We start from the raw sequence: 23,360 nt of genomic DNA, 5'->3' as shown, positions 1-23,360 counted from the left end.
CCCTCGAGGTGGCAAGTTGCCGGCAGTTCTGGTGACTACCATCGACTAGATTCGAAGGTCATCCAGGAATTCAGAACCAGGTTTGACGCACGACACGACTAGCCGCTCTCTGGCGCGTGTAGCCGCGACATAGAACAGCTGCCGTTCAGTCGCGATTATCTCGTCGAGTTCGAATTCATCGGCCACATCCACTACGCGGGATTCCAGTGGCAGGACACCTTCGTCGCACGCCATGAGGACCACTGCGCGAAACTCCAGGCCTTTGGCGAGATGCATGATGCCGAGTAACGCCTCATCCACGCCGGCTCTGCCATCGACTAACGTTCGGGTTTTGAGGGACGCCGCCTCCGCGGCCGCACGTGCGCGCGGCAATTGTTGTTGTGAACGCACGAAAATCCCAATTTCGCTGGGTGCAAATCCTTCGCCGATCAGCTCCCGCAGCACCGCGGCGACCAGAACCTTTTCTGCCTCCATGCTTTCGGCAATGACGATTTGCGGTTCCGGCCCCTCGAAAACCGAGACAGTCCCTGACCGCTGATCCTCTAGACCGTCTACGTCGCGAACGCTGGAGGGAAGGAGCCGGTCGGCTGCCTGGCGGATCTGATGCGAGGTGCGATAGTTGACCTTGAGAATGGAGGAGCGACCGCGAACATCGATACCCAGCCCCTTCCAGGAGAATGGTTGCTGGAAAATGCGCTGGCCGAGATCGCCCGCGAAGAACAGGGCATCTGGCTGCGCTGGCGAGATCGCGGCAAGAAAGCGAAACTCCGCGATGCCAAGATCCTGCGCCTCGTCGACCACAATGTGCGTGTAAGGCTTTTCGGCTCTTGTCGCATAAGTGAGCGTCACCGCTTCGAACAAGCCCGAAGGGCTCAAGAGTCCACGCCTCGCGAGCGATTCACGCACCCGCGCAAATATTCCCCAAAGTTTTTCGCGCTGGCGTGCGCCAAGTCTGTTCTTGCGCCCCATGCGTGGGACAACGGCATATGCCTCTTCGCTGTCGATACGCCAGGCGTCGATGACATGTTCCCACTCCGAGACAAGGAACTGCGGCGAAATTCGCTCTCCTGCTGGTCGGCTGCGGTCTTGAGAACGGTCGCTCGCATGGTCGCCTGATCGGCTACATGCGGCTCTCGTCCGGTGCTTAGCGCATAAAGTTCGCGAGCCGTCTGTTCAAAGGAAGAGATCGTCACTCGTTCCAGGAAACCCGGTCGATCGGCCGAGAGCATCGCAAGTTTCCTGGCAAGAGCGTGTGCAAGCGGGTCGGAAAAAGTGGTCAGGAGCACGCGCGCATCGGCACGGGTCTTAAGAATGCGCACCACCCTATGCAGTGCCACCACGGTTTTTCCAGTCCCCGCCGAGCCGGCCACTCGAGCTGGCCCATTGTAGTCGCGCTCGACCACGCCGCGCTGCAGGGGATGCAGAAAGACAGCCCACTTCTCGAAAGGCGCGTCGAGTGCGGCCTGCAACTCCTCCGCACCTTCGAGTATCCGGAAACGACGCTGTGTATCAGGATGTGCGAGCGGATCGGTCGCCGGCGCGGCGGCAATCTTGAGCACCCCAGTAGCCGCATATTCAAATAGTGCTTCGACGGCCTCTTGTGGCAGATAGCCCACAAGGGCGAAGAACTCGTCTTCGGTGGCGGAGGCGACGTCGTCCAGCCAGTCTATGGGGACGCCGACGGACAGCAGATCGTCCTGTGACAGGGGGGCAAAGAGTAACGGCGATTGAACTGGCGACGGTGCTTCGAGGGGCAATGTTGCCTGAGCAAGGCCCGTTGGCAGAGCCGCTATCTCCTCGACCAGTTCGCGCACCTCCACGATCTGGATCGCACCGGTCTTGGGATGCGCCTCGATCCGGCGTCGCTCGGCCCATTTGTAGGCGTCGTCATGGTGATCGACATAAGCAAGCATCAGGCTTCCGCCCGTCTTGTGAACTATGATGCGCAGATCCCGATTGACCCGCACGGACCAGAAATTCGGGTCTTTTGACTTGTCGATGCGATGGAATTGCAGACCCGGCTGATCAGGATTTGCCTGCAGGTCGAATGCCGTCAGCTTCGCCTGCTTCTGCTCGTCATTACTGAGCTTGGCGAGGGATGAGGTGAAGCTGTCGGCGAGGATCGTAGACAATGTGAAGACTCTCTATTTTCCGTCCTTTGGCGACCGAGAATGCCGGCCCCGACGGTATTCCACAACGACTTTCGAAATCATTTCATCACGCTTTAATTGTTTTGCCGATTTAGGCTTTAGCTCCCCGATGCGTTTCTTCGGCTGCGCGGGTTTTATCACCCTGCTCTTCGGACGTGGCTTGGTTCTGGCGGTATTCTCTTTCGCCGGTGGAGGAGAGACAGTCTTTGAGCGGGCTCGGCGAAGTTTTGAGCGTCGAATTAGTATTGATGCGGGAATGAGTGACTGGGGCCTCGTGTTTGTGAACGTGCTCGGTTCACGCAAAGGTCTCAGGACATGTTCGCCAGTTGCAATCGCCTTAAGAAACCGCTCGTTTTCGAACCATGTAACTTTGTAGGAGCACGGAGCGTGCTTAAACGCATGAAATACGCTGATCCCAGAATATGAGCCACTGACCACATCACCAGCTGCGATGATTTCTTCTGGACATACGATGGAGAAATATACCACAGGCCCTTCGGCCATTTCGATCAGTTGGCCAGCCAGAAAAAGTTGCAAACCCTTGCGCTCGATCGACAGGATTTCAATCATCTGCCAGTCAATCGCGTAGCCAGAGCTATGGTAGCGGCCGCCGTCGTAGATGCCGAGAAAACTCGCGGCTTCTCCTAGCTCAAGCCGGATTCCGCGTGCACGTGCTTGAGGGCGCGGAGATACTGCGTTCACTGAGCGCTTAGGGTTGTCCGTGCAGCCGTGTTTCGGCCACGGTGGCCCAAGATCGTCGAAGAACACGCGGCTGCCTCTGTCATTCTGATAATAGAAGACCGTGGCCATGCAGACCGGACAAGTCGCGTTCGGATTTACAAAGCATGATGAGTAGCCTTTGCTTGCCCGCTGGTCCCGCAGGATTCGCTCTGCATCGCGGGTCTGCATCGACCTGCGCAACTGCGAACGATCAATCCTAACGTTGCCCCACGTGCTAGAACACCAACCGCAGCCACAGTTGGAATAGTGATTGTTGCCTCGCCCCATTGCCTACACCCTAATCACTTTCACCAGGACTCGCTGGCATGATCGAAAACTGTTGTGACCCACGCCAGCCAGCGGCGTATAGCTGAGATACCTAGGCGGTCGTAACCTCCCTGTATTCCCGAGCCCGTCGGCCGCCGAGTTACCATGGTGGGTGTCATGTTGCCGATGGCCTTGCGATTAGGCCGGCTCGAACTTGATGTGTTGGGGTAGACTATACCCGTTGTAGCGGCCCACTATCTCAAACTCAAAATAGGTTCGGCGCCTCATGGCCTAAATAGGCCGCGAAGCATCAAGTGAAGATGTCAACGAATATGGCTAGCATTAAATACTCTATTAAATCAATAACCATTTTCGACCGCTTGTTCGCATGGGATTATCTATTTCGTCCAATAATTTTCGCAACCCTGAGAATGTCTTATCTTGAGGCCTGTGGACCGAATATCGAAATTGCTTACTGGCAATCTTTCTTACTTGAAGTATAGCAGGTCTAGGCAACTCTGCGCCAGCAATTTCGATGGTATAATTATGGTCATGCTTTATAACTGGCCTTTTATATTTAATATTACTATTCTCATCTGTAAGAAAAATATTTACAGACTGATATTTCGCTAAATCAATTTGGAAATATTCTTCCCATACCGCCTTTGGCGGCTGAACTTGTTTTGCGCGTCCGCCTCCCTGCTCAAAAGTAAGCTCCATTATTAGGGTAGAAAGCCGACTTTGCTTCGGCAAGATAATCTGCTTTTTCTTTGGAGCAACATAAAAACTTTCAAGATCGCTGAGATCACTCTTGGATAGCTTCGTAATTGCAAGGATGTCTACGAAATCACGGATTGACTTGATAATCTGCTTTGAATCGGTCCGTAGAACGGTCTCAATTAATATCGATGCTGAATGCTTTGAAGCATTTGAAGACCCAACGAATCCTACTTTGTCGAACGCAAATATCTTTGAATGTAAGTTCTGAGCGGAATATATCTCTACGCCAAATGATCTTAGCTTTTCAAGTGAGTTAGGCGAAGTTACTCCCGATTTAACGGTATTAATACTTGCGTCAACCACCAACCGGCTTCCAGCCTTCAGTGGCAGCAGACCGTGACCATCCCGTCCGAAATATGCCACGGCGACATGCGCTGGTTTGTTCGCATTCTTTGCCTCGCTTGTTATGTCCGCCCAAACGTGAGGTGTTAAAAGCTTAAGCACCTGCGCCCTCCCAGTCCGCTCACACCCCAAAAACTTTCAACACTTCATCACCAAAATGATTGATCACCTTAACGGCAATCCGCTCCGTGCTGGGACGCGGAAAGGAGCGAGACGTGTCCGAATTTAGTGTCTGCCAGGCTTCTTCGTCGATCTCGGCCTTCAGAGCAGCCTTCAGCGACCTATATGGATCGGCCCCCCCATCCTTCGCTGAGCCAAGGAAGTAGGCGTGGCGGACAAAGAAGCTCTCCTCGTTGTAGTTTGTGTCTATGAACCAGGCGGCGATGCCGCTGGTGTTGGAGGAGCGGATTTCACCTGTTGAGGGATCGAAGACATCGACCCCATTGACCTTCACCTGCAACTCGCCGTCGGTTGTTTCGATCAGATCGATGTCTGGCTCGCCGAAAACGACGAAGGGGTTACCCTTGCCTGTGTTCTTCAGTTCGTCAGCCATATGAAGATCAGGGTTCATGCGCGCCTTCAGGATAGGTAGCGGGCCAAGCCGGTTCAGATCCGTTGCCTGAGCCTCGAAGTTAAAAGCGCAGGCGATCAGCGCGTCGAAGCGAGCGTCGGAGGCTTCGCGCGCAGCAGCGGTGATCTGGCTGCGTGTCAGCGTGCCAAATTCCGGACCGATCAGGATTCCTGCGCGCTTCTCGTGGCCGCCTCCATCAGTATATCTACCTTCCGCCGCCAGCCAATTGCCAGGCCAGGGCTCTACCGAATTGAACCGGATCGTGTCGGCTTTCGCATGTTGGTGGACACCTGCGGCGCGCATGTGGTCGAGCACCATCTGACCGAAATCGATCTCCGGCACGTTGGCGGGTGTCGGCTGCATGCCGCCTTCGCCGGCCTTGATCTCAGCCCCGAGCGTATCGTCACGCGCCGTGATGACCCGATGTGGCGAAAGACTCTCGACGGTGAACGGGCCAGCGACGCGCACCCTGTTCCTGTCCTCGTAAGGACGATCGTAGAGCGTCTCGACATCGGACGCGCGCGCAACGGAGGCATCGATTTCCTTCTGACGCCCCATGCGGCCTTTCCACCAGCCGCTATGAAGCTCCCGCACTCGCGCGCTGACGAGACCAAGCTTTGCGACGCCGTCCTTCGTCTCCAGCCACTGGTCGATATCGCGGGGGATTTCCCATTCCTCGAACCGCGTCTGGAGCCTCTCATTTAGTTCGCCACGCAGCGGCTCCAGCACCTCCTGCCACTTCTCCCTGATAACATCAATCTCGGCATTATTGGCGATGGAGCCTGAAGTATTCCACCGTGTGCGTTCGTAAACGAATCCTTGCCGAATGTCCTTGCCGGTTGCTGTCTGCGACTGGATTCTTCCCGAAATCTCCTGCTCCTTGGCACGGCCTTCTGTGCTGTCGACTAGCAGGTAGTAGGGATAGCGTGCAGACATCAGCCGTGTGCGGGCGAGGGCGAGGGCGACACGTGACGTATCGATGGTGATCCATCGCCGGCCCCATTGCTCTGCAACATTCGCCGTCGTGCCTGAGCCACAGGTTGGGTCAAGCACGACATCGCCAGGGTCGGTCGTCATCAGAATGCAGCGCTTAACAAGTTCCTCGTTCGACTGCACGACGTAGATGGGCGACGAGGCACCACCTAGTCCGTCCCACCAATTCGAGATTCGAATAGCCGGAGGGTTTGGTGCGTATCTTATGAAGCGCACATCGTTCTTGAGGGGGTAAAGGCGATCGGCCCAATAAAGACGTGTCATGCCAGCGGCCGCGCGCCCGTCAGAAAGCACCGTATGCTTCCAGCATTGTAAATCGCCAATAGGAAAGGTTCTGTTCCAGAATTTGAGCGGATGCGATTGGTTCTTTCTAAAGCCGCCACTCTTCAGAGGGTGTAACGCGAATAGCCTCGCGTCAGGCCTCCTCTCGAAGAGCTTCGAGGGATCATCACGGTATGCAATTCCATCCTCATTCTCGAGTTCGCGCAGCGACTTACGACGGCCCTCTATTTCCACCATCGGAAAGTCATCAACGAGTTCAGTGCTATTCCGAACTATGAAAAGTGGACGGACCTTAATGGCCCCGGACGATTTTGGTGATCTTCCAAACCACAAAATATGGTCGTTTACGGCTTCAAGCAGATTTCCAACCTGGCTGCCCTTCTTCTTTGCAACAATCTGAGCTACGAAATTCTCCTCCCCGAACACCTCATCCATCACAGCTCTCACGCGATGGACATTCTCATCCCCGATCTGAACAAAGATCGAGCCGCTGCTAGAAAGCAACTCGCGTGCGACCATTAGTCGGTCGCGCAAATAGGTGAGGTAGGAGTGAATGCCGTCCTTCCAGGTGTCGCGAAAAGCCTTCACCTGTTCCGGCTCGCGAGAAATGTCTTCCTTCTTGCCATCTTTCACGTCGCGCGAAAGCGTAGAAACCTGCCAGTTGGAATTGAACTTGATGCCGTAAGGCGGGTCGAAATAGATGCACTGCACCTTCCCACGCATCGCCTCACGCTCGGCGAGGCTCGCCATAACCTGCAGGCTATCGCCGAGGATGAAGCGGTTCGTCCAGTGCTGAGCGTGCTGATAGAACTCGGCCCGCGCCTCCGGATCCTGGATGCCGTTAAAATCGGCAAAGAGGTCCGGTGCGTCGGTCTCGGCCTCGCGGCGCGCGTTCGAATGGCGCTTGAGGTCGTCGATGATCGCCTTGGGGTGAACTTTCTCTTGCACATAAATAGGTGGTGCGTTGACTATGAGATCGGACCAGTCCTGTCGGTCCTTACCGCGCCAGACGAGTTGCGCGTCGCCAAGCTCGAGCTCGCCCGTCTCGGCGAGCTGGCGCATCTGCTCCTTCGTGATGCGGATGCGCGCGCCATTCCAGACGATCTGCGGATCGAGATCAGGATCGCGGTCCCGTTCCTCACCACTCGCAAGCGGTCGAGGCCGTGCGATCGTCATCTCGCGTTCGGCCCCGCCGAGGATTTCCTCCTGCTGCTCGAACAGCGAAGCCATCTCGGCGGTCGGCACGTTGATGCGCCGCGCGGCGTCATGGGTGAGGGCTTCGATTTCACGTGGCGATTTGGCCATCAGTTCGTTCTCGCCTTAGTTAGAAGCTTGCTAAAGACTGGCACAGCATCTGCCGCACGTTTAAGCACCAGCTCAATTGCCTCCATTGCATGTTCCAATTGATTGTCGGCGAGTGCGGTAGCGACACGACCGGAATTTAGTGTGCAATTTGAATAGAAATTTCCGCTGTCACTTAGGTGAAAGCCGAAAGGCGATAGCAAATGCGCGAATTCCCGCGCGAGTGGCTTCCATTTTCTCGCCCCCAACGCCTCCTGCCCAAGCCACAGACATAACTGCCCTCCACCGGTGCCAACGTAGCGGGACAGCCAGAAATATGGAGTGCTGCCAATACCATCACCTGCGTCGTCTGGACCAAAGTCGAGATAAAACCACCCTTCAGGCTCTTCTTCATCGAACCATTCGGCCGGCGCAAACCATGGCTCATCTGAGCTGTATTCTCCTTTCCAGCCGTGAGTTCCAGTCCATTCCTCGCAAGCCGTGCATATCTCGCGCCACAATCGATCACCCAATGCCTCGATCCGCTTTGCTGCGTCGTCGAGGTCTTTCAGGTTGTCGATCAGAAGGCGATCGAGTTCAGATGTGTCCGTCATCCGTTACCTCAGTGGAACCGCATGATGTGATTTGCGAATTGTGTGGCCAACTGGGCCGCTACGGTGGTCCGATCGGCGTTGTTCACCACCGTTCTGATCGAATTGGCTACGTCTCTCCATCGACACGGCAAGATGCCTTCAACTGCTGACAGTGGCATTTCGGATAAAAAGACGACTGCGCAATTCTTACGGTGGAGGATCGCTGCTTTTTGTCGTGCGAGTGCCAGGTATTGCGCAACCTGGGATGCCTTGCTTTCTCCTGCGTAGACTTTGACTTCGATAAAGACGACGAAATCCGCACCGCCAATCTCGATATCAACACGGTGTTCGGTGCTCGCAAGTGGGTAGTTCTCTCGCGTAACCCTCAGCACGCCCTCCATTTCGAATCCTGCCAATTCGAAACCTCGTATTCTTTGCCATAAAGCGCGGATGAATGCGTCGCCAAAGCCGTGTGATCCCAAGGGATTCAGAAGCCAAGCCAAGACTCGCGAATTGCGAACTTCGTCAAGGCCGATACCAGCGATCGACCAAATGTCGCTTAACTCCCCCCGTCCTCGCGCAGTCTGCAACGGCGCCTTCAGCACGTTGAGCGTGTGGGTCAGCTTTTCTGGACTTGTCCGCAGCTGCTGAATCTCGACCGTCGTCGAATGTCGCGCGAGATATGGAGCAATCTGGCGGATTACAGACCGCAGTCGGTCTGCCGGGCCCGCTGATCCCGTTTGTCCGGCACGCCAGGTTTGCAGGAACGAGAGCAACCGAATCTGCTGCGCGGTGCGCTCCGAGCTAAGACTGAGGTCGTTCAGTGCGCTCATGCATCCAACGCCAGGGCGAACTCAGTTGTGGCGAGGGCATTGCTCGCACAATGGGTCTTAGCCATCAGATTGATATTCCATCAGTCACGAACGCGTAGCGTTCCTTGATATAGGCCGCCCACTTATCGCCAGCCGGCGCCTCTGCGAGCAGGTTGCCGAAAAGCACTTCCGTAGTGCACGATACGAAGCGGTCGGGTTTTGCGAGCAGAGATCGGAAGAACTCGAAAGCGTCGATGGCGCCGAGTTTAGCAAACTTCGGCGACGTTACAGCGTGAAGCTTGCGGTTGCCGCTTGGCGATATGTGGAGAACGCGAACGATATCGGCATCGCCGTTCTTCTCCATCTGATGCGCCAACATCTGCTGGCGCAGAAGCTGGTAGAACGGTTCGTAGAAGAAGTCGTCAATCGACAGGTTGGGATCGGTCCTAAGAGGCCCGTTAGGGGCAAACATCAGGTCCTTGTATCGCGCGCGCCTTGTGACATGGCCCCCGCTTGGTGCAGCGTCTCCACCCTTTATCCGTGAACCGTCCCGCAGCGGCGCACCATAGCTTTCGGTATACTTCCACTCGACAAGGAGGCCCTCGATCCCGCTGGGGGTCTTGAAGCGCATGAACGCGTCGGCGCTTGTGCAGTTTGCCCCCCTCTGGAGGTTTCCCTTTCCTCTTACCTCGTTCAGATAGTCTCGGGTGCCTACCCATTCAAAGCCGATATACCAAGGCTCGCCGTCCGGGCCCCGCTCCACCTCCAGCATCTCAGGAGGGTCGATATCAAGTGCGTATCCAACCATGGCAGAAAGCCTCGTCGGATCCTCGGCTAAGGGCATTAGAAAGTTTAGGCAGCACGATTGTGATGACAGCATGTGGTTACTGTGCTGATGCCAAGTGATCGCATTGGGTCCATCGCGCCGGAAGTAGCGTTCAGCTTTGTCGGCGATCGCAGGGGCCAAGTTCGCAGCACGCTCGGCAAAGCGATACGCCACCCCCCTAAACGTGGTTCTGTCAGGCGCAGTTGCGTCGAAATATGAAAGTTGCCGCTTCAGTTCTGCGGTGGGAAAGCGCGGTCGTTCTTTTCGGGGAGAGCCTGGCGCCTTGGTCATTGGGCTTCTTTCTACAGTTCTGGCTTGGCACACTGGGGCCTTCATGGGAGCTTACGCTCCCTATTCCGAGCTGAACGCATGTTCGGCCGCCGCCTCGGAAGCAACAGGTTCTGGAATTTTAAGATCACTGCGTAACGTCGCCAAGAAGTCATTGCCCTCCTTGGCGAGCCGCTCAGCTCGCGATTTGATCCACTCCGGAAACTGGCCAATGCCAGTCGTAGCGAGCGAGGGCGCGATGAACTGCTGTGCGAGCTTGGTCTCACCAATAACGTATTTGCCCACGTAGTTCATCGGATCTTGCTTTGAAATGCGAATATTCGCCCTCGGTCCAATAAGCGCGATGTTAGCCAGCGCGTTGACCAATGCTTCCGGATGGTTGTTCCCTACGAATGCCTTAGGGAATACATGATGGAATTGTGGGGTGAAACCTGAAACCAGCTCGTCTGCTTCGAATCCTATCCTCATGTGCGGCTTGTCCCAATCGACGGCGTCGACCTTGTAAATCAGTATATAAAGCAGCAAGCGGCCGAAGCGGCTATCTGAGTAATCGCGCATGAAATCGTCAGAACTCAGCATAGGAAGATAGCGAATTCTTGCTAGCAGACGCTCCAGCGCATTTTTCAGATCTGAGGACTCAGCTATTTCCTTAAGATCCTCCTCCATTGAGCTCGTCGAGGACGTCGAGTAACGGCCGAAGCGAGACGCCTGCAAGAACCAGTAGAAAATCTGGTCAAAAGTCCCATCAGGATATCGATCCAACAGGGCAGTTAGCGGCACCAATGCGTTGTCCGATGGAAGAAGCGCGTTTCCTGTTATGCCATGTTCACGGAGATGTTTGGCTGCCAGCGCCCAGGCTTTCTTGGTGCGTTCCCATGCGGGCATGATGTGCGCAGCGTTCCAAAAATCGACGTCAATGTCCTTGTATCGAATCCGCTTCTTTCCGATACCTGTGAGAGTGCGAAAGACCAGATTGGGTGTAACGTCGAAGCCAGCGATGCTGAGATTCTCGATGTAGGGAAGGTAGTGTTCGCGAACCCAACCGGGAGTTCGTGCCGCGACAACGCCGAGATAGATATCTGCCTCAGTGACGCGGGTGCCACGGCTATTCAAGCGCGCGAATATCTCGACAACGTCCTCAAGGTCGTTGTCGACGGTGATCAGAACCACTTCCTTGTCCCGGATTTTCCGGAGACGATCTAACCGGGTATAGACCTCGGTTACGTCCATGCCGTCGCAGAGACCGTCCAGTTTCACATTCCTGGCAAGTTCCAGAAGTGCCCTCTGATCGGCCTCAGTTTCAGGATCGAGGTTCAGAATTTCTCGAACGGGAATGTATCGTTTTGTAGCAACCTTTCTGGTCGCAGCATTCGCGACCACGAAGAAAGGCGGGAGTTTGGCGTGAATATCGAACCTGATGTCGTATTTGTTGACCAGATCGTTCCAGGGCTTTCCTGCGTTCCACCAATACGGCTTGCGCCCGCTGAGGATGCACAGCGCCGTCGTTCGTTGCTGCCCGTCGACGACCCATTGCTTCGGAGCTTGGCCGTCTGTCGCGCCCTGCGTCTCGGCGCTGCTGTCCCAGATGAGCAGTGTGCCGACTGGATAGTTCAGCCATAAAGACTCCGCCAGATCACGGACCTGGGTCGTCTTCCAGACGAACCCTCGCTGGAACTCTGGGATGCTCCACTCATGTCCAACAGACCGCTTAACTATGTCTTTGACCTTTACGGATTGGTATCCCATTGTCGCCCTTCAATCCGTCTTTAGTGGTGAGTCACCGGCGACAGGTCGACGCGTGTTGACCAACGTCTTCATGAGATTTACCCATTCTTCCTCGAGCGCAAAAGCATCGCGGAACTCCGCAAATGCCCACCGGCCAAAGTTCCTGAGGTTGTTTACGCCCGGAACCCAGAAAGCGCGCATAGTCTCGGCCTTTATCTGAGCATTGAGATCCTTGAAGCCCTTGATCTCAATGACGAGTTGGAGCGGATCGTCCGGTCCATTCCCGTCATCCAGGAGCACGATGAAATCCGGTAGATATTTGCGATTGGTCGAACCGTCGCGGTAGGGCACTTCGAAACCGAGGGCCTGGTTCTTCACGTAGGCCAGCGTCGAGGGGTGCGCCTCGACAACACGGGCGAACTCGCCTTCCCAGGCGGAGTCGCAGACCACGTAGTTGACATGGGACTTGTCGGCTGCGGTCGTCCAAAGATTTATCTTCGTGGTGATGAAGGAGACGTGGCTTGTATTGCCATTCGGGTTGTAGGGATCGAGCATAGCCTTGACGACGGGCTCGCCGCCTGCGCCGGCTTCGTGCACGATAGCCTTGTAGATCAATCCGGCAGCAATATCCGCGAGTTCGGCGTAGGTCAGCATGCCGGCCTTGGTTCCGCCCGTCATCGTCAGGCAGTCCCTGATCCACCGACGCGTAATGGGCTGTATCTGATTGTAGAGATGATAAGGTGGCGGCTGGTCAGGGTCACGGAAGTAGCGTTCGACAAGCTTCTTCGTGAGGTGGACGGCAACGGTGTTCGGCCTCATATCGTCAAGCGCATCGGGAGAGATGTCATGGCCTTCTCCGACAAGGCCCTCAAGTCGGGCCGTGCAGGGGCCGACGAGCTCCGGCGTGAGCTCAAGCCGCGAATCCTCCGTAAATGTTGCGCTGATGCGATCATCCGGCAGATCGATCCGATAACCTGCGACGCGAGGGAAGCGGATCGAGAGACGCTCTCGCTCCCGAACCGCGAAGACGCGTGTGACCGGCTTTGGTGGCTTTCTCACCACGTCCTGCGGCTCGGTGGCGAAATCGAAGGGGATGCCGAGAATGTCGGCATATTCGGTGTCGAACAGCCCGGTCTCCGGATTGATCTCATAGCTCTGTCGCCGTAGACCACGGCCAATCACCTGCTCGCACAGAAGCTGGGTGCCGAAGGCGCGCACGCCGAGGATATGGGTGACGGTGTTGGCGTCCCAGCCCTCGGTCAGCATCGAGACGGAGACCACGCACCGTATGCGTTCGCCGAGCCGGCCCTTCCGCCCGACGGTGTTCATCACCTCGCGTAACAGATCCGAGTCGGAGATGTTTGCCGCCTCGGCGGCTCCCTCGCGAGCAGCTTTCTCCTGCCGGAACAACTCGATTTCCGCCGCAGCGATCTTGCGGAAATTCTCGTCGAGCGCCTCGCCGGAATCAACCTGCTGACTATCGATCAGCAGCGTGTTCATGCGCGGGAGCTGATTGCCATATTGGTCAAAATTACTGAAGAGCTTCAGATGGCCGCGATGAATGTTTTGGCGCTGGCTTTCGACATCCCGATCCCATCCGGAAATCCATTCGTAAACGAGATTGGAACTCGACGTGTTGTTGCAAACGACGATGAAGACCGGCGGCACGCCGATGGCCGCCCGCTCCCAGGCCTCATATTCCTTCTCGTAGTGGCTGTAGAGCGCGTAGAGCGCCGTCTGCAGCTTGGCAGGCAGCTGCAGAGGATCGAGTTCTCCCGCCTTGCCCTTGCCCTTCTTCGGCATGTCCTTGCCGATGTAGTCCCAGAGGTTGCGAAAAACGGGTGTCTCGGCGTTCACGGCGTTGTCGGAAACGGGAACGCGGGGCAACTTAACGATACCGCATTCGATTGCGTCAACGAGCGAGAAGTCGGACACGACCCAGGGGAACAGTGTCCCCTCCTCGTAGCCGGAACCACGCAGGAAGAACGGCGTCGCCGAAAGGTCATAGACGGCGCGGACCCCGACCTTCCGCTTCAGGGCTTCGATCCCGGATATCCAGAGCCGAGCCGCCTGGTTATTCTTTTCTGCCTCTTCCTTCTCCTCGCCCTTGAGCGCCAGCTCCTCTTCAGTAGGAGGGCGTTCGCGGTAGCAGTGGTGCGCTTCGTCGTTGATCACGACAATGTTTTTCAACGACAGCAGTTCGCCGCATGCGCGCTGCAGCATCTCGCCTTCGGTCTCTTTCGTGACGAGTTCCTCGTTGCGCCAGCCCGACAACACCGCACGCCCGGTCTTGTTGGTGTCCAGCTTCTCGCGGCGCTGGAAGGCGTGATAGTTGGTGATGACGATCTTAGCCTTGCCGAGGTCCATCATGAGCTCAGGCGGAACGAGTTCCCGTGTCTGGTAATAGTTCTCGCCGTCGGCTGGGTTGAGGACGCGCAAGCGGTCCTTGATGGTGATCCCTGGAGCAATAAGCAGAAACCCCTTCGAGAACAGCGACGAGTTCGGCTGCCGTGAAGCGTTGATGGCCTGCCAGGCAATCAGCATCGCCATAACTGTCGTCTTGCCGGCGCCGGTGGCGAGCTTCAACGAGAGCCGAAATAGCTCAGGATTCGCGTTGGCGTTCGCTTCCTCGAGGTGGCGGAAGATGTGCGCATATTGGCGACGGCCGCGCGCGACTTCCGTGAGCCAGATTGCCGCCTCGACAGCCTCCACCTGGCAGAAGAACGGCTTCGCTCCCTCAAAATCATGATGGCGCCAATGCTGCAACAGGCGTTGGGTTGTCGGTGTCACACCCCAATCATTCGGGTTCGGCAGCGAGCGCCAAATTTCCAGATGTCCGCGGATCTCGTTGATGATGGGGGTGGGGTTGTAGGCCTGCCCATCGGCTGCGCGATCAAAGCCGAAATCCTGCTGTTCCCGATCGCCTTTCTTGACTTTTCTGGCCCTGGGAACCGGCGTGACGTATTTCGACCTTCGGCGCCCCTCGATCGGCGGGTTTTCGAGCGGCTGCCCATCCTCACTCAACGCATGATGGCGCGTCGGCGCCAGATACGGCGAATTGAGAATCGGATTCTGGTAGAACGGTTTCGTCATGGCCCCCCGCCGAACGATTGTTCGCGGCGGCGACATTGAACCGGAAAGGGTGGGCGGATCAACCCAGTAGTGGGCTCAAACTATGTTTCGCACAATTCTATACCGCTGTTCACGTTCCAAGAAAAAGACCGCGTCCTTTTCTTATTAACTTTCATCATGGCCGTCGCGTCCGCAATCGGCCATGGACACCCATCCGATATCGGCTTCCTGAAAAGCTCGATACAGTTCCCGCTCTATCGAAGGGGCCTCTCGCGGGATCATTGGATTCAAGTGTTGATAGACCCAATGCAACAGGCGAAAGCCGTATCGCTGCACGTCGGCATTGGCTAATTCACCGGCTCGGTGATTTCGCAGTCGTATACGGGGCGGGTAATGCGAGCGAGATCGTCTTCCCCCCGGTGCGCCCCGGGCATTCCCAAAAACCTTACAGGTCTTTGATCTTCCATTCCGGCAGCGTCCAGCGCACCTGCTTGTCGAGCCGATCCAGAATTTTCCTTATTCGGAACATGTCTTTGTCAGCCTGCGCCCTGATGAACAGGTCATGGAGTCCGATCTGCTCGAGTTCTAGCAAAGTGTCATTCAGCTCCTTGCGCTTGTAGCGATTGATGATGCCGGCCAAGGTCGTAGCTGCATCCAACAGGCACTCGACAGTAAGCTCGGCGCGCCCGATCGAGTCAGCCAGGTGCGTTGGTAAGTCCAGGCCATCTAGGTCGGACGGAAAATCCGGACCTCTGTCATCGCTGAATTCAGGCGGTTCGATGCCTGCCATGCGCAGGGCAATCTCGGCATCTTCCCAATTAGAGTCGAAGTGGAGGAAGGCGAAAAACGGCTGCTTCAGAAAGGGCCGCGTCATTTCGGCGGCATCGCTCTTTGCTCTGGCGGCCGCCTTCCGGCGCTCATAGTGCCTACGCTGCCGCTCTGCATTTGAAAGTGCCATGTTCGCTCACTCCTGATTTCAAATCGTTAGTATCAGAAACTAACGAATCGTGTCAATCAGATTCTAACGAACCATCATTGGGCTTTATGCAGAGCGGCCAGACGCCAGCGTCCATAAGTGCCGCCACCACCTCATCGCGGCGCGTCCAGCCCTGCCCTTTCGCATCAAATGGGCCGGCAAGGCGATTGACCAGGGCATTCCAATTTTCATCAAGCAGGTAGGCATCCATATCCGGAACTCCGTTCGTGTTAGACGCCGGATATGTGGATGCTGCGGCCCAAGAGTTCAAGTATAAAATCCAACTAAAACAAATAGTTAGTCACTAGTGAGTTACACAGATTTCGGAAGAGAAAGCGATTTCATGAGCTTGAGGACCTCTCGATGGCGCTCAAGATACAACTCAGCCGCCAACGAGCGAACAGGCTTGGTGGCGGAATACCAATTGCCATTGATGGGCCGGGATATTTGAGCGAGCCGCCAGTTTGTCCATGGCCGGATGTGGTTCCAACGCTTGGCGCTATAGAAGGCCCATATGACACTTGGAGCTGGCTTAGTATGTGCCTGATGTTGGCGAACGGACACCCACTCGCCGCCAGACAGGCGCAACGCTTTTCGGGCCGCCTTAGCCTCACTAGAGGTAATCTGAAGCTCGCCGTGCAGATGCAGTTTGTTGTGGTCCGAGACCTCCAGCGCGAACCACCTATCTACCTTGCGCCCAAGCGCTCCTTCCAGCTGCCTGGCGATACGCTTAGACAGCCACCTGGCAGTTGATCCCTGTCCCCTAGCGCTCGCCTCGACGTCTTCGGACAGGCGCAGCGTGAAGGCCTGCACCTCGCCTTGCGATCGAAGAGCATGGTGGAACCACTCCAGCCGAGCAGGATCACTCAGGTCGCGCCAGGGGGCCGGAACAACGTGCTTCGGCAGGCCGTTGACGATCACATCGTAGTCGCGCCAGAACCGGGCCTGTCGACGCTCTTCTGCATCGGTCAGGTTCTCGTGCCTGTAGGGTGTGCTGGAGGGCCTATGGTCATTGATTATGTGTAGGACAGGGAACAGAGGGTGAGAGGGGGTAGCGTAGGTAACTGAAGTCCCCCCAGTCGAACGCAGCACGTCCAGCTCCGCAACCGCTTGGAAAAGCGGGCGAAACAGAGCGTCGCGATAGACGGATTTGACCCGTGTTCGCTTTACTTTGTTGTCAACCCGCTCCTCTGCTTCAAGGACGTTGAGCGCCTTTAGATCATCGTCACTGAGGGTGTCGAAGTCGGAATCGCTGGAGCCGATTCCGGTGCAAACTGCCTGGCAGTCAGACGTAAGCTGGCTGTGATCCATTTCAATCACCATTGGATTCGGGTTGTCGCTGATGCCGTTCAAAGGCGCCGGATGTCGCCGGACCTGCTCGTCCCGGCGCTTCGGCTAGGCGGCCAGCTTTTTCAGTGCAGTCTAATTTGCCGGTTCGCCTGGTCCAGCGCTTCAGCCATGGCATTTCGGAACATCTCGTGGCCAGCGACGGCGTAGAGTTCGGCGAACTCAGACAGCTCGAGTTTGTCTTTGATCAGTCCGATCAAACTAGCTGCCGCCTTGGCCTGTTCCGAAGTTGCCGGTGCAGAGATGGCCGACGGCGAGGGTGGCGCGCCCGTCCTTGAGAGCGTCTTCGAGGTTGCCAAAAGCGCCTCGGCCACAGCCGGTGCAGCCCTGGCCGAGGGCGGGATCTTCCTGTCGGCTGGTGGTGTCGCGATGGCGGCGGATGACGCCTTGGCTGGCGTCAAGCTCGTAGGCGTTGTCTTGGCTGATGCAACCCTTGCCGGTGCGTTGACCGCGCCCATGGCTGTGGCGATCATCTCCTTAAGGCTTTTCGGTGAGGGCACCTTTCCAGCCTTGATGTCGGCAATGATCTCCTCTCGCACTAGGTCCGCACTCGGAGCAGCAAGTATCTGTAGCGCGGTATCTGGCAAATCAAGCACGGCGTGGACACTGGTTTGCTCCACCATGCGCGCCACGTTCATATATTTCTGTGCGCTTCGCGTTGTCATGGTGAACTCGGCGTCTAGCCACGTGCCGAACTGGCCGTGGTCAAGTTGGGCTTTGATCAAAAGCAACTCTTTGCCGATCTCAATCATGCTGCGGTTTTTGCTACCAATATGGCTGCGGATACGGTTGGCCGCTTCTACTGCCTGCTTGGCAATCGCCGGATCGAGATGGCTGTAAAGGCTTTTCTCGACCGATGACACCATTGGCACCGCATCATCGGCTTTGTGACCGGCAGTCTCCATGGCCGAATGGTTGTTGAGGCGTTCTAACTCATTTCCGGCATGGCTCAGGTCGAGGTCATCAATTTGCCCGTCGATGGGTTTTGATGCGCGTGCGGTCATTTTCAATTTTCTCCTGTTGTTTTCCATTGTGAGAGCGACCAGCGCACTTGCTTGTCCAGTTGGTCGCGGATTCGATTGAGGCGCACGATTTCAGCAAGCGCCTTTTTCTTGGCTGCCGGCACATTCATGTCTGATGCTTCCAGGTCGGCGATCACCCGGTCGATCTCTTTCCGCTTGTATCGGGCAATAGCGTCTGCAAGACCGGAAGCGGCATCTAGGAAAGCACCAACCATGCGCTCCGCCCGACCGATCGAGGCGCGGTAGGGTTCACCCCACTCTTCGCGCCACTGTTTGTCGTCGTCGGCATCAAAGGCCGGCGGAGTGACGCCGACACAATCGAGCACCTCCTCAACCACGGGCCAATTGCCGTCAGTAGTCACATAGTCGCTGAACGGCAGCTTAGAGATCTTGTCGGTTGGATCCCCGGCCTGCTTCGCAAGCTCGGCTTTCCGCTCGCGGTAGGCGCGCTGATATTCGGCTGCTGTCTTCGCCATAATGGGCTCCGCTTAGTTCAATGCCACCTATTTAACATTTAACTGTTAAATGTCAATACCAAAGTGCAAGTAGAAGAGCAACCTCGATCGACCGGCCTTTGGGTTAACCTCTTGGATCAGCCGGATCACCGCAGGCCGCCGGTCAAATGCGAAATCGTTTCGCATTTGGAGTTCACACACTGTGGCCGTCCGTGTGATCGCTTTGGGTGCCAAGCAGCTACCCGATGAGGGTTATAGCGAAAGTCGTCCGGGATGTTCGTCGGGGGAGTTGCTTTCCTTCGCCAGACGGTGACGTCGACATGTCAGATCCGTCCGATAACTGATCAGTGCCACGAGCCGAGGGTTGGGCGCGCCAAAGGAAATCCCGGAGCGCCGTTGTGAACCGAGGCGCGGGTTCAACCGAGCAACTATTGAATTCCTGACCACCGATCTATTCGCCAACTCACACTGGCGCCGGTGCCCCTTGGTCTTTGAGCGTGCGCTTGTGGGCGCTCCTCTCCACGCGATAGCTTGGTTGGGCCTTCATAGGGGAAAGCGTCACCCGGTTCAGGTGCTCGCTAGTGGTTATCGCTGAATAGCTATTTAGCCCTTGGGCCTTTTGGCTTTGCGGGTGATTGGGTCTCTTGGTGTCTGTGTTGTCAGGGGAGCTCGCTGATCGCTATCCGTTTGCTGACCGCTCTATTGTCGTTGGAGTGTGTCGACGGCTGCTGGTGAGCTTGCCTGTCAGTTTTAGGGCATGTTCGCTCTGGTTGCGCGGGAGCGAAAAATTAATTCGGGCGTGGATTTTGCAACTTAGTGGAAACTTAGGGTAAACCAGTAGTCATCTTGCGGATGATGACTTTACAGGAAGTGGTTTACATCGCCGGAAACCGTGGCCTGGCTGGGTGTGAACCTGGCCTGGGGAATGGTTGACCTGTTGGGCCTGGTGCCAACCGTGGGATCCGGCGTCCAAGGTGCGATCAGGTGCTCTGCGCGCAGCTGAAGGTGAAGACCGGGCCGGTCTCGCCTCGGGTGCGCATCATGGTCTCATACATCAGCTTCCCAAGGTCGGTGCAGACCTTCTCGCTTGGGAACGGCCCGAGCTGTTGGATCTTGGTGTCGTTGCTGAAGACCAGGATGGTGATCATGAGCCGCGTCATTTGCGGATGCGCCTGGTGCCGGCGGCTGTCTTGCGTGCGCCTACGCGTTTGCGGAGAGCGGCCTCTATAACGGCATCACCTGAGCTGAAGGTGATGATGACCGTGATGATCGTTATCTGGATGTGCAGGGTCATAGACCTTGATGACCGTGCTCTCCACGGTTTTGTAATTCGGTGCGTGGGTCGCGAGTAGCTTGGCTACGGCCTTGCGCACGGATGCTGGTGTCACGCTTTTCCTCCCTTGGATCTCAATGGGCTCTGTATCGCAAAGGAAAAGGCGAGCGGCAACTCGCCTTGTTCCTGGCAGGTCACATCGGGAAAGGAACGCAAACCGATGCCCTGCCTGCCAGTGTTGTTTGGTAGTTCAACACAACCGCCGGCTGCGCGTTGCCCAGCGTGTAGTCAGTCATCGTGACCGTCACAATGTAGCGCAGAGCGATCTGGTGATTTGGCTGGTTTGTGGCGGAAAGGAAAACCACATACGACGAAGGGAGCCCTGACGAGCTCCCCTAAAGCCTAGATCAGATCTGCTGGAGGCTACTGACCCATGCCGAACTTGTAGGTCAGCCTGGCCATCACGGCATCGACCTTTGCCTCTGCGCGATAGGTCTCAGGATTAGCACCGAGGCTTCCATCATCGAACACGTTGCTGCCGGTGCTCGTCTTATGGCCGAGGTCAATGTGGGTGTAGTCCACGCCCAGTGAGAGGTTGTCGGTGAGGGCATAGTCGATGCCGGCGCCAAGCGCATAGCCGTTCTGCCACTCGTTTTTCTCGTAGCTCACGAGGGCGTCGTTGTCTCGGGCGCGGAAGTCCACCTTGCCGCCGGCATAACCCGCCTTGGCGTAGATGAGCACGCGATCGAAGGCATAGCCGACGCGGCCCACGACAGTGGCATAGTTCGAGATCTTGGCGGTCTCGGTGTCGCTGTCCGGGAAGTAGGGGCTCGTGATGGTCTTGCGGATGCCCGTTGCCGTCCAGGTCGCCTCGCCACCGAGAACGAACTGTCCCCACTGCCATTGCGCGCCCGCATGAATACCGCCTGCGACGGCAGTCTTATTGAAGTCAAAGCCCTCCGTTCCAGCTGGCACGGCGTCGGTGAAAAACCCACCGTCTGGCTCCGTTACGTCCGTCGCCGTGATGTCGCCACTGGCAACGCCGATATGGCCGCCGACATAGAAACCACTCCAGTCATAGGGCGACCCCGCAACCAGGGCCACCATGTCGGCTGCTGAAGCGGTGCTTGCCGATAGGGCTGCAACAACCAGAATTGCTACGAATCTATTCACGTATTTCTCCCAAACCAAGTAAACCCCTCGTCCAGGACAATAGCGGGGATGGTGTTAAAAGTGTGTGATGTTTTTGCAACTATCTATATTTAGCCTTGGACCAACCTGATATCGATCACTGTCCCTAAACTGGCACGACACTTGAGAATTAAAGCGGCAGCTAATATAATGCTCAGAACATTCCATATACTGAATTGGCGCTATAGTTCGGCGACCCCAGATGACCCTCATCAAGGCCTCCACACAGCGGTCGCCACCGACAGCCAGGCAGTCGCGACAATTACGGTCGTGAGATAGTCGGCCGAGGTCATTTTCAGCTCCCTTGACCACGAAGATGCCCTCCAGCCGAGGGGCGAGATAATATCTAGTCAGAAGACTTCCAGTTCCCGGGAAGGCGGATCTTTTCGTGTCAAATGCCCGTATGGCCAATCAGAACGCGGACCATATGCGTGCGTTCGTGTAACCCATTGGGTCAGGCGCTTCCGTTTCCAGAATCTCGGTGGCGCCAGAAGGCATCCGGATGCATGGACCGCGGCATCCCTAGGACTTCGTGTCTGGGGCGTTTCTCCCATGAAGATATGTCGGTTGGTTCCTGGGGTTTCGGGAACTCAGGTCCTCGCGACGGGAACCCTGCAGGAATTGGCACGCACCGTTGGCAGAGAGCGTTTGAAACCGCCAATAGTGTTCTGGTCGGCAAACAGCGGGCAAAGGCACACGGGTCGCATCCGGTATGTATGACTTTCTGCTCCGATGCATTTCAACCTTGCTTCTTAGACGGACCTTTTTGCATAGTTGGCCAGGACGGGCGGCATAGGCCTTTTATCTTCTACGACACAGAAACGACCGGCGCCGATCGGTCCTTCGATCAGATACTGCAGTTCGCGGCGGCTCTGACCGATGATGATCTGAATGTCGTCGACAGTTTCGAGATACGTTGCCGGCTGCTCCCACACATCGTCCCCTCCCCAGGCGCCATGGTGGTCACTGGCGTGCGTGTTGATCAGCTGTTCGATTTGCAGATCCCCTCGCACTACGAGATGTGCAGGCGAATTTATGAGGTCTTGACGGCTTAGTCTCCCGCGACCGTGGTCGGCTATAACTCGATCAGTTTTGATGAGGAGCTGCTTCGGCGGGCCTTCTATTCGAGCCTTCTCCCGATCTATCTCACAAACACCGGGGGCAATTCGCGGCTGGACATCATGCCACTGGCGATTGCTGCACACACGTTCGCGCCGGAAGGGTTTAATTGGCCCATCAATGAAAAGGGCCGAACAAGCTTCAAGCTTGACCGCCTGGCTCCTGCCAATGGCTTTGAGCACAGCAACGCCCACGACGCTTTGGCTGACGTTTATGCCACCATCCATATCGCCCGCCTGATAAAGGACCGTGCTCCGGTGGTTTGGGAATCCGCCATGGCATACCGGTCGAAGGCCACCGCGACCCAATACGTTGAGCTGAATTCCGTCTTCGTAGCGACGCGCCTGCGCTTTGGTCTGTGCTCCTCCTTCCTGGTGACCGCTATCGGAACCAATCCTGACAATTCGGGTGAAGTCTTCCTGTTGGATCTAAGAGAGGATCCGGCAGCGCTCTTGGCGATGACCGACGAGGAACTGGCGGCATATATCGCGACGAAACCGAGGCCGATATCCTCCCTCAAGCTCAATGCGTCACCCTTGTTTATGCCGATCGAGTCGGTCGGCGAAAAAGCTCCTGGATACGCGTTGGGGCTCGAGGAGATCGCACGCCGAGCGGAACTCGTGCGCAGTGACGAAGGTTTGCGGCAGCGGCTGATCTCGGTTGTCCTACAGGGCCGCACTCCCTTTCAAGAGAGCCCTCACCTAGAGGAGCAGATCTACGGCAGCTTCTATTCCCGCTCGGACCAATCGCTGATCGACGGGTTCCGCGAGGCAAGCTGGCCGCGTCGGTTTGAACTCTCTAGGCAATTTGATGACCGGCGCCTCAGAGGGTTGTCAGGGCGACTGGTTTACATTGATGCGCCTCATGTCATGCCCGCCAATATGCGTGCCGACTATGCCCGTGCCATTGCCGCCCGAATTCATTCGCGGACCGATCGATCGGGCCGCTGGACCACGCTGGACGAGGCAATCGAAGAGGGACAGGAGATGCTGACCGATGCTCCTGTCGGCCGCGAGGCGATCCTGCAAGAACACCTTGCCAGATTGACTGCCTGGCATGAGGAGGTGGGCCTGATTTTGCACGACCCCGAATAGGGACAACACCCAACGAGCTACCGAGTTCGGACACTTCTGCGCCCTTCGTTTCGAGAAGTTGAATGGGAAGTCGTGACCTGCGGACCCTTGATCACTAGGAGCGTATCGTCCGCTTGCTGCCAAAAGCTGTCACCGTCGCGGTAACCATGTCGGACTCCAAGCCTCTAATTCTCCGACAGGG

19 protein-coding genes are annotated in these 23,360 nt (G+C 56.6%); 1 reads left to right on the top strand and 18 read right to left on the bottom strand.

Going from position 1 to position 23,360, the window contains the following annotated elements; all coding sequences use genetic code 11:
• Window positions 1-45 precede the first annotated feature (45 nt).
• From X743_RS1000000173415 to X743_RS1000000173405, 18 genes are all read right to left on the bottom strand, one after another.
• Window positions 46-861, bottom strand: a complete 816-nt coding sequence (locus tag X743_RS1000000173415; RefSeq protein ID WP_245264250.1) for a 3'-5' exonuclease — start codon at window positions 859-861, stop codon at window positions 46-48.
• Window positions 862-872: 11 nt separating this feature from the next.
• Complete coding sequence (locus X743_RS1000000173410; protein ID WP_245264249.1) at window positions 873-2,132, bottom strand: UvrD-helicase domain-containing protein; 1,260 nt, start codon at window positions 2,130-2,132, stop codon at window positions 873-875.
• Window positions 2,133-2,144: 12 nt separating this feature from the next.
• Window positions 2,145-3,059: a hypothetical protein gene (locus X743_RS1000000172175; protein ID WP_156934454.1), complete on the bottom strand. Its 915-nt coding sequence runs from the start codon at window positions 3,057-3,059 to the stop codon at window positions 2,145-2,147.
• Window positions 3,060-3,491: 432 nt separating this feature from the next.
• A complete protein-coding gene (locus X743_RS1000000172170) occupies window positions 3,492-4,361 on the bottom strand; it encodes a phospholipase D family protein (protein WP_198028451.1) in 870 nt (289 codons plus the stop codon).
• Between the two features lie 19 nt (window positions 4,362-4,380).
• Entirely contained in the window at window positions 4,381-7,410 is a 3,030-nt protein-coding gene (locus X743_RS150515; RefSeq protein ID WP_023766705.1) for a site-specific DNA-methyltransferase, read from the bottom strand.
• Entirely contained in the window at window positions 7,410-8,000 is a 591-nt protein-coding gene (locus X743_RS150520) for a hypothetical protein (RefSeq protein ID WP_023766704.1), read from the bottom strand. The genes X743_RS150515 and X743_RS150520 overlap by 1 nt, the downstream gene beginning before the upstream one ends.
• 8 nt (window positions 8,001-8,008) lie before the next feature.
• Complete coding sequence (locus tag X743_RS150525) at window positions 8,009-8,812, bottom strand: PD-(D/E)XK nuclease family protein (RefSeq protein WP_023766703.1); 804 nt, start codon at window positions 8,810-8,812, stop codon at window positions 8,009-8,011.
• A gap of 64 nt (window positions 8,813-8,876) precedes the next feature.
• Window positions 8,877-9,908, bottom strand: a complete 1,032-nt coding sequence (locus tag X743_RS150530) for a hypothetical protein (protein ID WP_348625901.1) — start codon at window positions 9,906-9,908, stop codon at window positions 8,877-8,879.
• 60 nt (window positions 9,909-9,968) lie between these two features.
• Window positions 9,969-11,651 (bottom strand): DUF262 domain-containing protein, encoded by a 1,683-nt coding sequence (locus X743_RS150535; protein ID WP_023766701.1) that lies wholly within the window; start codon window positions 11,649-11,651, stop codon window positions 9,969-9,971.
• A gap of 9 nt (window positions 11,652-11,660) precedes the next feature.
• Window positions 11,661-14,723 (bottom strand): DEAD/DEAH box helicase family protein, encoded by a 3,063-nt coding sequence (locus X743_RS150540; protein WP_023766700.1) that lies wholly within the window; start codon window positions 14,721-14,723, stop codon window positions 11,661-11,663.
• Between the two features lie 424 nt (window positions 14,724-15,147).
• A complete protein-coding gene (locus X743_RS150550) occupies window positions 15,148-15,660 on the bottom strand; it encodes a hypothetical protein (RefSeq protein ID WP_023766698.1) in 513 nt (170 codons plus the stop codon).
• 52 nt (window positions 15,661-15,712) lie between these two features.
• Window positions 15,713-15,889 carry a hypothetical protein gene (locus X743_RS1000000172165; RefSeq protein ID WP_023766697.1) on the bottom strand — a complete coding sequence of 59 codons (177 nt, stop codon included), beginning with the start codon at window positions 15,887-15,889 and terminating at the stop codon, window positions 15,713-15,715.
• Between the two features lie 101 nt (window positions 15,890-15,990).
• Window positions 15,991-17,031 (bottom strand): hypothetical protein, encoded by a 1,041-nt coding sequence (locus X743_RS150555; protein WP_156934451.1) that lies wholly within the window; start codon window positions 17,029-17,031, stop codon window positions 15,991-15,993.
• A gap of 59 nt (window positions 17,032-17,090) precedes the next feature.
• Window positions 17,091-18,029, bottom strand: coding sequence for a DUF3102 domain-containing protein (locus X743_RS150560; RefSeq protein ID WP_023766695.1), 939 nt, complete (start codon window positions 18,027-18,029; stop codon window positions 17,091-17,093).
• Between the two features lie 2 nt (window positions 18,030-18,031).
• Window positions 18,032-18,523, bottom strand: coding sequence for a hypothetical protein (locus X743_RS150565; protein WP_023766694.1), 492 nt, complete (start codon window positions 18,521-18,523; stop codon window positions 18,032-18,034).
• A 959-nt stretch (window positions 18,524-19,482) separates the two neighbouring features.
• Complete coding sequence (locus X743_RS150570; protein ID WP_023766692.1) at window positions 19,483-19,662, bottom strand: hypothetical protein; 180 nt, start codon at window positions 19,660-19,662, stop codon at window positions 19,483-19,485.
• A gap of 536 nt (window positions 19,663-20,198) precedes the next feature.
• Window positions 20,199-20,948 carry an outer membrane beta-barrel protein gene (locus X743_RS150575; RefSeq protein WP_245264248.1) on the bottom strand — a complete coding sequence of 250 codons (750 nt, stop codon included), beginning with the start codon at window positions 20,946-20,948 and terminating at the stop codon, window positions 20,199-20,201.
• Between the two features lie 770 nt (window positions 20,949-21,718).
• Entirely contained in the window at window positions 21,719-21,979 is a 261-nt protein-coding gene (locus tag X743_RS1000000173405) for a hypothetical protein (RefSeq protein ID WP_051508560.1), read from the bottom strand.
• A gap of 54 nt (window positions 21,980-22,033) precedes the next feature.
• Between X743_RS1000000173405 and X743_RS01000000169115 the strand changes: the two genes are divergently transcribed.
• Complete coding sequence (locus X743_RS01000000169115; RefSeq protein ID WP_051508559.1) at window positions 22,034-23,179, top strand: hypothetical protein; 1,146 nt, start codon at window positions 22,034-22,036, stop codon at window positions 23,177-23,179.
• The last annotated feature ends 181 nt before the right edge of the window (window positions 23,180-23,360 follow it).

It is taken from the genome of Mesorhizobium sp. LNHC232B00 (assembly GCF_000502435.1).
In the GTDB taxonomy this organism is placed as follows: Bacteria; Pseudomonadota; Alphaproteobacteria; order Rhizobiales; family Rhizobiaceae; genus Mesorhizobium; species Mesorhizobium opportunistum.
This window is presented reverse-complemented; position numbering and strand designations above follow the sequence as displayed.

Coding starts and splice junctions, on each gene's coding strand:
- X743_RS1000000172175 (WP_156934454.1), bottom strand. CDS start 3,059: ATGCAGACCCGCGATGCAGAGCGAATCCTGCGGGACCAGCGGGCAAGC.
- X743_RS150535 (WP_023766701.1), bottom strand. CDS start 11,651: ATGGGATACCAATCCGTAAAGGTCAAAGACATAGTTAAGCGGTCTGTT.
- X743_RS150520 (WP_023766704.1), bottom strand. CDS start 8,000: ATGACGGACACATCTGAACTCGATCGCCTTCTGATCGACAACCTGAAA.
- X743_RS150560 (WP_023766695.1), bottom strand. CDS start 18,029: ATGACCGCACGCGCATCAAAACCCATCGACGGGCAAATTGATGACCTC.
- X743_RS150530 (WP_348625901.1), bottom strand. CDS start 9,908: ATGACCAAGGCGCCAGGCTCTCCCCGAAAAGAACGACCGCGCTTTCCC.
- X743_RS1000000172165 (WP_023766697.1), bottom strand. CDS start 15,889: ATGGATGCCTACCTGCTTGATGAAAATTGGAATGCCCTGGTCAATCGC.
- X743_RS150550 (WP_023766698.1), bottom strand. CDS start 15,660: ATGGCACTTTCAAATGCAGAGCGGCAGCGTAGGCACTATGAGCGCCGG.
- X743_RS150525 (WP_023766703.1), bottom strand. CDS start 8,812: ATGAGCGCACTGAACGACCTCAGTCTTAGCTCGGAGCGCACCGCGCAG.
- X743_RS150540 (WP_023766700.1), bottom strand. CDS start 14,723: ATGACGAAACCGTTCTACCAGAATCCGATTCTCAATTCGCCGTATCTG.
- X743_RS150565 (WP_023766694.1), bottom strand. CDS start 18,523: ATGGCGAAGACAGCAGCCGAATATCAGCGCGCCTACCGCGAGCGGAAA.
- X743_RS150570 (WP_023766692.1), bottom strand. CDS start 19,662: ATGACGCGGCTCATGATCACCATCCTGGTCTTCAGCAACGACACCAAG.
- X743_RS150515 (WP_023766705.1), bottom strand. CDS start 7,410: ATGGCCAAATCGCCACGTGAAATCGAAGCCCTCACCCATGACGCCGCG.